The organism is Anaerolinea thermolimosa, assembly GCF_001050195.2.
GTDB lineage: Bacteria > Chloroflexota > Anaerolineae > Anaerolineales > Anaerolineaceae > Anaerolinea > Anaerolinea thermolimosa.
In genome coordinates, this window is the sequence record NZ_DF967965.1 from 1,284,981 (window position 1) to 1,295,707 (window position 10,727).

Sequence of the window (10,727 nt, forward strand, 5' to 3'; positions counted from 1 at the left end):
ATGATTTCTGCCAGGCATTTCTACCCATTTGGAACCAGCAACTGCTGGCCAGTGGGCAGAAGCAGCGCCAACGGGCTCGTTCATTGACCATCAGTGAGATTATGACCATCCTCATTGCCTTTCACCAATCCCACTACCGGGACTTCAAAGCCTACTACTGTGAGCAGGTGTTAAAATCGTGGCGAGCCGAGTTTCCAGGACTGGTCAGTTACACGCGTTTTGTAGAGTACATACCCTCCGCATTGGTGCCATTGATCATGTATCTGCGCACCTGTTGCCTGGGTCATTGCACGGGTATCTCGTTCATCGATTCGACCTCGCTGGATGTCTGTCTCAACCAGCGCATCCACACTCACAAGGTTTTTGCCGGGCTGGCCAAGCGTGGCAAAACCTCTACTGGCTGGTTCTTCGGCTTCAAGCTGCACCTGGTGGTCAATGATCGGGGCGAAATCTTGTCATTCTGCATTACGCCTGGCAATGTGGATGACCGCAAACCAGTTTCGCGACTGGTCAAGAACCTGTTTGGCAAGCTCTTCGGCGATAAAGGGTATATTTCCCAACCCCTAGCGCAAGCCTTACGTGAGCTATTTGATGTCCAACTTATCACCAAGTTGCGCGGCAATATGAAGAACCAACTAATGACGATGACCGATCGCATCCTGCTGCGTCGCCGGGCGATCATTGAAACCATCATTGACCAACTCAAGAATATCTCCCAAATCGAGCATTCGCGCCATCGCAGTATCACCAACTTCTTTGTTAATGTCCTGTGCGGCTTGATCGCTTACTGCCGCCGACCGTCAAAACCTTCTTTGGGCTTGGACAATTGCCTGCCCTTGCCCGCCTAACCCGAACTCACGTTAATGTTAATAAAATCATTCCGCTCATTCCAATGCATTTCCATCTACGAATGAGGAATTTCATCTTGCCTCGCTAACTTTTATGGAAAGAGTGGAGTGCACTACCAACAACGCCAACGGGGAATGAACTTTCATAACCAACCTGGACAAAGAACCAATAATGATGGGCTTGATTACCTCCTGCACCGGGATCCTGAAATGTACTGTCGTATCCTGATTGCATTAATTCTCCTTGGCTTGCTATCGACAAATATTCAGGAGTGTATTCTGCATTCAAGTCAAATAATACCCCTCTCTCCGCCATATGATTTTGAATTTGGATACGAACCTCATTTCCAGCCGCATGCCCCGAAGCATGACCGGTTAGTACGGCACCTGCATTTTGGGTGAAATCACGAGCATTGTATGGAGTATAAGATGCCGCAAATTCTACTAATTGACTGAAGCCAATCAAATCCGAGATTCTACCTTGCCTGATCAGTGAAACCAACTGGTTATGTTTATCAAGGATTTGTCTTCTTATAACCGTTGAATTTACTTTGCCATACGAAACACACTGGCTGGCATCTCTTCCGCCGCAGCCCACATCATGTCCGATCGGGTCATTGTAGATAATCGGGTTTCCAAGGGTATATAGATACCGATCCCATGCCAGGGGATTGCCCGTTCCCGGCACGATGGTATCCGCCTGGACGAAATGGGCTATCTCCGGGTCGAACCAGCGAGCGCCGTAGTGGTACAGCCCAATCTCCGCCAGCCTGGAGAGCTGGCCCGTGTAGCGGTAGTCGGTGGGGGTCATGCCACTCGTGTAGCGCTCTTCCCCGTAGGCCGAGTACCTGATCTGGCCCACCACCGCCCCCGTTGCGGCGTCGGTCACCACACTAACGCTCCCCAGGTGGTCACCCAGCAGGAAGTAGACCGTGCTACTTGTAGAAGTGTACTCCCGCATCGCCACCCTTTGCCCGCCCACCAGAATGTAGTTCTTCCATACCTGTCCGGCAGGCGGATGGGTCTCAGTTTGCAGTTCTTCTACATGTATCAATAGCGGCACAAGCGCCGCCTGCTTCGCTCCGCCAAACAATTCCCCGAGCCACGTCACCGGCGCGCGGAGCAGGGCTTTGACACTGTTCAGCAACGTGGCCAGGTTCAACCCGGGCACGCGGCCCTGTGGGAACACCCGCCGCCTCCGCAGGTCTGCCTCCGGGGGGTAACCTCAGGCTACCACGATATTCGGTTGGTAAAGATCAAAAAACGCATCGATTAAGCGATGAATGAAACCCTACTCCTTTTCAAAGGATTGTGAGCAATCCCACCCTTCTAGTCGCTTAATGTAAGTACATATTGTGCCTGATCCAACATCTTTCTTCTTTGTAACAGGAAAAGATAGATAGAAGGTATCGCTTTGAGATCCCTCATATTTGAATTCCTTCTTAGCCAGGGTCATGGGAACTTCCTCGAGGTAATTGGGAATTAAATCTTGTAAATATTCAGGATACCTACCTTTATCTACATGATATTTTTCCAAAGCTTGAACAACTTGTTCACCCTTTGTCTGACCGTCAGTTATTTCCTCTTGTGCACTGAACCCCTCGTTCCGAGTGCATCCTAGGAGGTTCAAAAGTAAAACCAAAAACATAACAATACGAAGTAGCCTTCTCATCGAATCTCCTGTACTAATGCTCGAAAGATCGAAATGAATGGCATGGCATTTGAGCCAGGACATACTGATTTTCTATAAAGCTCGGTATGCCCATATGCAGAGTCAATACCATATTCTTGATCCAACCAACTCACTAGATTGACCGAAGCTTCAATTTGTGCCGTCGTAGGTCGAGGATCATTTCCATTAATATCAAACGGCAATCTTAGTCCGCTTTCGAATGCCATTCCAGGCTCAAAATCTCCAAGCCAAAGAATTCCAATCTTGCCAGAATTTGTGTCAGGTACATGAGCGCCACGAACACCAATATCTCTACCTTCATAAATTGACCCATCTGCCCCAACTACATAATGATATGCAATATCATAAGCTCCTCCTTCCATCTCGTCCTTTTGAACCTGAGCAACATCATATGTTTGCTGATTCCCTTCATGATGGAAAACAACGGTATCAAGCACATCGGATAAAGATTTACTTGGGTATAAATCTGAATACTTTGCGTATCCGCCAGGATTTGATTCGCGATTGAATAATCCTTCGCCTCCACCTTTACTTCCTGGAACGAGCGCTCCCCAATTTCTTCTCGATATGATATAGGGTTTCGTGATTTTTGGGGGAGAAATGGTATTCGTGCTTTTACACTTCGGATCTGCTGCACTACATCCCACATCATGGCCCATGGGGTCATTGTAACGAATCGGATTGTTTCGCGTATAGGCGAACCGGTCAAACGTCGCGGGATTGGACGCGTCGGGCACCACCGTATCCGCCTGGACGAAATGGGCTATCTCCGGATCAAACCAGCGAGCGCCGTAGTGGTACAACCCAATCTCCGCCAGCCTGGAGAGCTGACCCGTGTAGCGGTAGTCGGTGGGGGTCATGCCGCTCGTGTAGCGCTCCTCCCCGTAGGCCGAGTACCTGATCTGGCCCACCACCGCCCCCGTTTCGGCGTCGGTCACCACACTAACGCTCCCCAGATGGTCACCCAGCAGGAAGTAGACCGTGCCGGTTGGGTTGGTCGAAGTGTACTCTTGCTGTCGAGTAATGGCTTCCTTGAGGTATAAAGTGATCTCAAAGTTTATCCTTCGAATAATTTTGCCATTCGTCTATCGATAGATTCTAAAATCGATATTAATTGCTCAGGGGTAAATTTGTCATTTTCAACTGAGATTGAAAAGAGGATTATGAAATCATCATACCTACTCAAGGTATCACACACAATTGTGTGTGAATCGGGTTGTTCACAAGCCAAATACCACCTTTCTGCGATTTGGCTTTTATAGTTCACATAATCAATCGTGTTTTTTTGAACAAGTGGTAACCTCTTTTTAATAAAGTAATAAGAATAATCTGCGGCGAGAGAATTTCGAAAATGATATATGTATTGACGCGCAAAACCTTTTTCGGATTCACGCGAATACGCAACCATCATATTCTTCTCGCCATAATCATACTCTCCTGTAATAGGCAATTTATATTCAAAAGCCCATCCTGTCGGTAAATCCTTATCGTCGATAAGAAGAAGATCGATATCATCAACTGGATGACTACCAAAGCTAGAATTCTCCATTAAGAAATAGCCCCAAACACACAGCAAGACAAAAAGGAGAGGCCCAAAAATCAGTGTCCGTTTTTTCATTTTCATGAATCACTCTTTACGGTCTCGTCTCGATACCAGAAGTGTGCTCAATAACCCAAATAATATCTTCCGGTTGCAAATCCGCTCCATATTGGTTCCATAAGTCAATACCAATTTGGATCGTAACTCTATCTTGGAGTTGATCATACTTTCTCGCGCCTTTTACTCCTAGATCTGCTACTGGATCCCTATTAGCTTTGATTAGATCGACAATAAATTGTGCAACTCCAGCACCATCTAATAATGTATCTTGATCAAAACCGGCCTCCGTACCTACAAATCCGTAATGAATATTTGACCATGTATCATATTTATATGCCTTTGTTCCAGCTTGTTGAAATTCCGGATCTCTACTAGCATCCTTCTCCATCGCTTGTATATCCGGCTTGTGATCCCATTCCTGACCTGGGGCTACTTTTGAGGCCCACACCGCTAATGCGATCAATTTAGGAGCCGTCGTATTTTGCTTGTTTAAGGCTTTCAACCCTCTAACGGTATCCCCTTGAATGTTCTTCCTTATCTCATCAGTGATGTATTTCACTACCGGAGGAATGGTATACTCCCGTTTTTGGAGTTGTTTTCCCAGATTGTTATAGATACCTTCGCAACGACTTGCGTCATACCCGGTGCAACCCACATCATGGCCCGTGGGGTCATTGTAACGAATCGGATTGTTTCGCGTATAGGCAAACCGATCAAACGTCGCGGGATTAGACGCGTCGGGCACTACCGTATCCGCCTGGACGAAATGGGCCAGCGCCGGGTCGAACCAGCGAGCACCGTAGTGGTACAGCCCAATCTCCGTCATCCTGGAGAGCTGGCCCGTGTAGCGGTAGTCGGTGGGGGTCATGCCGCTCGTGTAGCGTTCCTCCCCGTAGGCTGAGTACCTGATCTGGCCCACCACCACCCCTGTTGCGGCGTCGGTCACAACACTAACGCTCCCCAGGTGGTCACCCAGCAGGAAGTAGACCGTGCTACTTGTAGAAGTGTACTCTCGCACCGCCACCCTTTGCCCGCCCACCAGAATGTAGTTCTTCCATACCTGTCCGGCAGGCGGATGGGTCTCAGTTTGCAGTTCTTCGATATATATCTTGACCGGCACCAAGGCCGCTAACTCCACTCCGCCGAACAATTCCCCCAGCCACGTCACCGGCGCGCGGAGCAGGGCTTTGACACTGTTCAGCAACGTGGCCAGGTTCAACCCGGGCACGCGGCTCTGTGGGAACACCCGCCGCCTCCGCAGGTCTGCCTCCAGTGGTAGGAGAGTCTTTCACGATATTCGGTTGGAAACGTACAAAATAAATCAATCATAATTGCCGATCCATTGTTATTGGCGATCTCAATCAATCGTCTAGATACAATAATAAGTCGATTACCAAATCTTCTTTAGAAAAAATAAGGATAAAATCAAACCCGTTTTCCGTGAATTTGCAGGTGTTTAGAGTCACTATCTGCTTTATATCGCCATTCGAAAGTGGTATTTTTTCATGTTCAATAATAGGAGCAAGCAACGACATAGAAGATAGAATCTCGGAACGATTCGGATGGGGTCCGGTTTGACCTTTTATACGATCCAAAATCGCACTTCCGATTTCCGCATAAGTTGGGCTAACTGAGAATTCACTTGCTAATCTTTCATAGCAAATTTCGTTTTCTCGCCACATTGTAAACCTATAAATTAAGAATACAAAGCAGCATATACATCCAAACACCACCCCCCCTAACAATAGCATCTTTATCCGACGGTTCGCGATTTTCATGGTTGCACCTTACCTGATCAGGGGATGTAGGGAACTGGATGTTCCCAATAGTAAGAGGAGTATGAACCCGGGGATAGAGAGGTGTTTATGAAATCGCCCACAGAATTTGGCTCAATAAAACCTACTCGTAAGGCTTTTCCCAAAATTACACCCTGAACACCTAAAGCATAATCTTCATAGGATTTTCCAGCATTATCTTTTGCGAATATTGTCTCATGAAGAGCGCTACCAATAACACCTGCGAACAACCCATTTTCATATCCTACTTGAATGAAGAACCAATAATGATGGGCTTGATTTTGACCAACACCGGGATCTTGGAAAGCTCCAGAATAACCACTTTGCATTAATTCAGCATTTCCTGCTATCTCTGTATATCCTTCAGAGTAATTCACTCCTGGATCATAAGAGAGCCCTTTGTTTTTTAGGATGGATCCAATTTGGATCTTAACTTCGTTGAGGGCAGCATTACCTGAATCGTGTCCTGTTAAAACCGAACCTAAATTCTCAATAAATTCTGAAGAAGCATTTGGTGTAAATGATGCTGCGTATTTGGCTAATGTAGCCAATCCTTCTCGATCATTGATTTGACCACTTCGTACCCGGGACACTAATTGGTGATGCTTTTCCAAAAGTTGTCTGCGAACCACGGTCGGATTTATTTTTCCAGCAGAAATACAATCACTACCATCTCTTCCTCCACAACCCACATCATGGCCCGTGGGGTCGTTGTAACGAATCGGATTATTTCGCGTATAGGCGAACCGATCAAACGTCGCGGGATTGGACGCGTCGGGCACCACCGTATCCGCCTGGACGAAATGGGCTATCGCCGGGTCGAACCAGCGAGCGCCGTAGTGGTACAGCCCAATCTCCGCCAGCCTGGAGAGCTGGCCCGTGTAGCGGTAGTTCGTAGGGGTCATGCCGCTCGTGTAACGCTCTTCCCCGTAGGCTGAGTAACGTAACTCACAGAACCATGCCCAGCAAAATCGGTGAGGATGCTGGTGTTGCCAAGTAGGTGATATCGCCAAGCCATCGTTGTGCCGGTCTACCTCCATTATATTTATGCTACATATGCGATTAGTGGATACCAGGGATAATTAATCGTCCCAATAAAGTCTGATTTCCTGGAAGGTTCCCTCATTAGAATAGGTAATCATATAGGTTAGATTATTTTCTGGGTATCTACAAACCTTTATATAAATCAATTCAACCAATCCTCCATCAATAGATCTTCCTAAACTCGAAGTCTGAATTGGAGCAATTCGAGAGAGTACGGAGTGAGTTTCACTCTGCCCCATACCATATTTCAGCTCTGGCTGTAATTGTTCCTGTACAGCGTTGCCGATTGAAATGAAAGTTGGATCGACATTATATTCCTTTGCAAGACGAGCAAAACACTCATCCCTTTCATTCCACACAATATACTTATAAGTTGAAAAAGCTAAGCAACATAATGTTAATAAAATCATTCCGCTAATTCCAATGCATTTCCATCTACGAATGAGGAATTTCATCTTGCCTCGCTTACTCTTATGGAAAGAAATGTAAATTCATGGTGGGTTGGATTGGATGGGCCCAGTAATAGGCAGCAGGGGATCCAGGAGACAGGCTGTGATAGATATAAGCCCCTGCCTCTTTTGGCCCAATGATCCCCCATGCCAACAATTCGCCCAATTTAGCTCCTTCCACTCCCAGGGCATAATCTTCGTACGACATTCCAGCACGATCATTTGCCACTATTGTCTCATGGAGTGCACTACCAACAACGCCAACGGGGAATGAACTTTCATAACCAACCTGGACAAAGAACCAATAATGATGGGCTTGATTACCTCCTGCACCGGGATCCTGAAATGTACTGTCGTATCCTGATTGCATTAATTCTCCTTGGCTTGCTATCGACAAATATTCAGGAGTGTATTCTGCATTCAAGTCAAATAATACCCCTCTCTCCGCCATATGATTTTGAATTTGGATACGAACCTCATTTCCAGCCGCATGCCCCGAAGCATGACCGGTTAGTACGGCACCTGCATTTTGGGTGAAATCACGAGCATTGTATGGAGTATAAGATGCCGCAAATTCTACTAATTGACTGAAGCCAATCAAATCCGAGATTCTACCTTGCCTGATCAGTGAAACCAACTGGTTATGTTTATCAAGGATTTGTCTTCTTATAACCGTTGAATTTACTTTGCTATACGAAACACACTGGCTGGCATCTCTTCCGCTGCAGCCCACATCATGTCCGGTCGGGTCATTGTAGATAATCGGGTTTCCAAGGGTATATAGATATCGATCCCATGCCAGGGGATTGCCCGTCTCTGGCACGATGGTATCCGCCTGAACGAAATGGGCCAGCGCCGGGTCGAACCAGCGAGCGCCGTAGTAGTACAACCCAATCTCCGCCATCTGTATCTACTCGCGCAAGAAGGTGAAACTGCCGCACTCGAAACTTCCCGATGTGGCAAACAAATGAGCGGCTTCCCAAAGATCGAGTGATCTTGCGTAAAGCTCTAAGGACTGCGAGGGTTAACGAACTTACCTGACCTTACCTGACCTTGCCTGGCATAACCAGAGGTCAGGAACCGGGCTTGCAGCTCTCTTTCATCTTGACATGCGGGAAGCAGCGGTTCACGATGTGATGCAGGAAAACTGAATAGCAATGAAGCGCCTGAAAGCGAGGAGTTTCAGGTGGTGAATATTTGTTTATTAATGAGCGGTTTTCAAAGACTCGTCCAACAAATCCCTGACATTATGTATATATCCAGGTCACTTCGAAAGGCTCATCAGATGCTCTCGAGATACGGAATCTATCTCATCGCAAAATTCAATGTCTATTTTTTTAACCCTAATAATTATCTGGCAAAGAATATTTCCTTGTATTTCTTCAACAGATCCGAGATACAGCTGATTATTGTCTATCTTCAACCCAAGCATAACTGTGAAACATGAATTACAATCTGTCGCCAGTCTATCATTGATTTCAAGCTTCATTTCCTCCACATTCCTAATCTTCAACAAGGATTTAATCATCTTCTGACTGTAAACCGGTTGTCCTTCACCTAGCAAAGACTTTTTAAATCCTGTGAGTTCTCTTCTCTGCATGGACACCTCAACAATTCCAATTGGTTTATCATACCGAATATCTTTGACGCAAACTTTGGCTCTATCGGTGAGGATAGAAATGAATTGTGAAATAGACGGCACCAACAAATCCGATTCGAAACTCATTTTCATTGCACTACCTCACGGTCTCCATATCCTAAAAAAGGGAAAAGAACTTTGCAAGTATATGTGTAGATCGGCCACAAACGGCCTTATGGCACCAAAGGCAATATGAGTACCATATTCAGGATGGTTACCCACATGAACGATATTCATGTTTTTTGAAGTCTCCAGACCAAAATGCCAACTTGTCCCCCCATGAGAGAAAACTTGTGTATCCGATTAGGGTAATTTTTGTAGTAATAGCCGTCAAGCCTAGATCAATAACATTTCCCCCAATTTCACCCATACTTTCACTATAAATATCCACCAAAGGTATGTCTGGCATTAGTCCACCAGCCAGGGAAGGGCCTGGATCATTCTTAATGGTCTCTGTATAATGACATTGACCATAACAATTGTCATACCAGCTTTGTAATTCATGTTGTTGCTTCATAAACTCAGGCTGTTCAGCTGCCCATTTTGCTACCTGAGCACCACGAACAATTCCGCGAACATCAGAAACAATCGGTACTCTATCCCATCCATTATTTTTTATTTTTTTACTACCGCTAATTTCATCTCTACTTTAGACCGTTCAGTCAATCCGTTTATATCTAGATAATCAGGGTTAATGGCGCTGCAGCCCACATCGTGGCCCGTGGGGTCATTGTAACGAATTGGATTATTTCGCGTATAGGCGAACCGATCAAACATCGCGGGATTGGACGCGTCGGGCACCACCGTATCCGCCTGAACGAAATGGGCCAGCGCCGGGTCGAACCAGCGAGCGCCGTAGTGATACAGCCCAATCTCCGTCATCCTGGAGAGCTGGCCCGTGTAGCGGTAGTTCGTAGGGGTCATGCCGCTCGTGTAACGCTCCTCACCGTAGGCCGAGTACCTGATCTAGCCCACCACCGCACCCGTTGCGGCGTCCGTCACCACACTAACGCTCCCCAGGTGGTCACCCAGCAGGAAGTAGACCGTGCTACTTGTAGAAGTGTACGCCATTCGCTGCCATAGCGAATCCGACCACTTGAGCCTTGTTTGGCTTGAGAAAACACCTTCGAAGAAACCGGCACGGCGGCGGAAAGAAGGCTTAAGAGCACTGCCAGGATGACAAATCCATTCACAATCTGCTTATAGATACGAGCGATGGCCCACATGGTTTCTCCTCTACATGGATTCATTGAAGCAGAAGTTTGATCGTTTGTAGATATATTTACTTTGTCAATTTATTTACCAATGATTGTAGAGGGGGGGAGGCTTCAAAACAGGCTTCAATAGAGGCTGGAAACCGGTGAAAATGGCTGAATATTACAATGTCATGCAAGGATCGTGATGAATATCACTCGCTTTGTATGTCGCATAATATAGTCGTACAAATAGATATTGTACGACACAAAACACCCAAAAAACCCGCCAAAAGCCCGGTTTTGGGGGCTGAAAAGGGGTGTAAACCGTGTCGCACAATGTTTTTTGAGGAAAGGAAAACCGGCGATGAACCCTGTAAATGACTTCCTTGCCACCCTTACCAGCCCGCGCACGGTGACACGCTACCAAGCGGTACTGGACGAATTCACTGCGTGGTACGCCCA

The 10,727-nt window shown here is 46.7% G+C and carries 13 protein-coding genes and 1 pseudogene; 1 reads left to right on the forward strand and 13 read right to left on the reverse strand.

Translation table 11 applies throughout. The annotated features are described in order from the left end of the window. Positions 1-848, forward strand: an 848-nt coding sequence (locus ATHL_RS05810) for an IS982 family transposase (protein WP_114679469.1), incomplete at its 5' end; no start/stop codon positions are given. Positions 849-933: 85 nt separating this feature from the next. On the opposite strand, the gene ATHL_RS05815 is transcribed toward ATHL_RS05810, so the two are convergent. From ATHL_RS05815 to ATHL_RS05860, 13 genes and pseudogenes are all read right to left on the reverse strand, one after another. After that, on the reverse strand, positions 934-2,037 hold the full coding sequence (locus ATHL_RS05815) for an RHS repeat-associated core domain-containing protein (protein WP_062190730.1): 1,104 nt from the start codon (positions 2,035-2,037) through the stop codon (positions 934-936). 102 nt (positions 2,038-2,139) lie between these two features. Continuing rightward, entirely contained in the window at positions 2,140-2,520 is a 381-nt protein-coding gene (locus ATHL_RS05820) for a hypothetical protein (protein WP_062190732.1), read from the reverse strand. Continuing rightward, complete coding sequence (locus tag ATHL_RS05825; protein ID WP_236822336.1) at positions 2,517-3,200, reverse strand: peptidoglycan recognition protein family protein; 684 nt, start codon at positions 3,198-3,200, stop codon at positions 2,517-2,519. The genes ATHL_RS05820 and ATHL_RS05825 overlap by 4 nt, the downstream gene beginning before the upstream one ends. Positions 3,201-3,251: 51 nt before the next feature. Beyond that, positions 3,252-3,482, reverse strand: a pseudogene (locus tag ATHL_RS19815) (RHS repeat-associated core domain-containing protein); the annotation flags it as partial. Between the two features lie 116 nt (positions 3,483-3,598). Next, positions 3,599-4,165, reverse strand: a complete 567-nt coding sequence (locus ATHL_RS05830) for a hypothetical protein (RefSeq protein WP_062190742.1) — start codon at positions 4,163-4,165, stop codon at positions 3,599-3,601. 10 nt (positions 4,166-4,175) lie between these two features. After that, positions 4,176-5,387 carry a polymorphic toxin type 44 domain-containing protein gene (locus ATHL_RS05835; protein WP_062190744.1) on the reverse strand — a complete coding sequence of 404 codons (1,212 nt, stop codon included), beginning with the start codon at positions 5,385-5,387 and terminating at the stop codon, positions 4,176-4,178. Between the two features lie 115 nt (positions 5,388-5,502). Then, positions 5,503-5,919, reverse strand: a complete 417-nt coding sequence (locus ATHL_RS05840; RefSeq protein WP_062190746.1) for a hypothetical protein — start codon at positions 5,917-5,919, stop codon at positions 5,503-5,505. Between the two features lie 17 nt (positions 5,920-5,936). After that, positions 5,937-6,977, reverse strand: coding sequence for an RHS repeat-associated core domain-containing protein (locus ATHL_RS05845; RefSeq protein ID WP_084001208.1), 1,041 nt, complete (start codon positions 6,975-6,977; stop codon positions 5,937-5,939). Positions 6,978-7,019: 42 nt separating this feature from the next. Next, positions 7,020-7,436, reverse strand: coding sequence for a hypothetical protein (locus tag ATHL_RS18815; RefSeq protein WP_201797940.1), 417 nt, complete (start codon positions 7,434-7,436; stop codon positions 7,020-7,022). Between the two features lie 16 nt (positions 7,437-7,452). After that, positions 7,453-8,334 (reverse strand): RHS repeat-associated core domain-containing protein, encoded by an 882-nt coding sequence (locus ATHL_RS05850; RefSeq protein ID WP_062190750.1) that lies wholly within the window; start codon positions 8,332-8,334, stop codon positions 7,453-7,455. A 360-nt stretch (positions 8,335-8,694) separates the two neighbouring features. Next, on the reverse strand, positions 8,695-9,162 hold the full coding sequence (locus ATHL_RS05855; RefSeq protein ID WP_062190752.1) for a hypothetical protein: 468 nt from the start codon (positions 9,160-9,162) through the stop codon (positions 8,695-8,697). Positions 9,163-9,283: 121 nt separating this feature from the next. After that, positions 9,284-9,586, reverse strand: a complete 303-nt coding sequence (locus ATHL_RS18820; RefSeq protein ID WP_162787607.1) for a hypothetical protein — start codon at positions 9,584-9,586, stop codon at positions 9,284-9,286. Positions 9,587-9,684: 98 nt separating this feature from the next. Continuing rightward, positions 9,685-10,035, reverse strand: coding sequence for an RHS repeat-associated core domain-containing protein (locus ATHL_RS05860; protein WP_084001209.1), 351 nt, complete (start codon positions 10,033-10,035; stop codon positions 9,685-9,687). Between the last annotated feature and the right edge of the window lie 692 nt (positions 10,036-10,727).

Coding starts and splice junctions, on each gene's coding strand:
- ATHL_RS05820 (WP_062190732.1), bottom strand. CDS start 2,520: ATGAGAAGGCTACTTCGTATTGTTATGTTTTTGGTTTTACTTTTGAAC.
- ATHL_RS05825 (WP_236822336.1), bottom strand. CDS start 3,200: ATGGGCCATGATGTGGGATGTAGTGCAGCAGATCCGAAGTGTAAAAGC.
- ATHL_RS05830 (WP_062190742.1), bottom strand. CDS start 4,165: ATGAAAATGAAAAAACGGACACTGATTTTTGGGCCTCTCCTTTTTGTC.
- ATHL_RS05840 (WP_062190746.1), bottom strand. CDS start 5,919: ATGAAAATCGCGAACCGTCGGATAAAGATGCTATTGTTAGGGGGGGTG.
- ATHL_RS05845 (WP_084001208.1), bottom strand. CDS start 6,977: ATGGAGGTAGACCGGCACAACGATGGCTTGGCGATATCACCTACTTGG.
- ATHL_RS18815 (WP_201797940.1), bottom strand. CDS start 7,436: ATGAAATTCCTCATTCGTAGATGGAAATGCATTGGAATTAGCGGAATG.
- ATHL_RS05850 (WP_062190750.1), bottom strand. CDS start 8,334: ATGGCGGAGATTGGGTTGTACTACTACGGCGCTCGCTGGTTCGACCCG.
- ATHL_RS05855 (WP_062190752.1), bottom strand. CDS start 9,162: ATGAAAATGAGTTTCGAATCGGATTTGTTGGTGCCGTCTATTTCACAA.
- ATHL_RS18820 (WP_162787607.1), bottom strand. CDS start 9,586: ATGAAGCAACAACATGAATTACAAAGCTGGTATGACAATTGTTATGGT.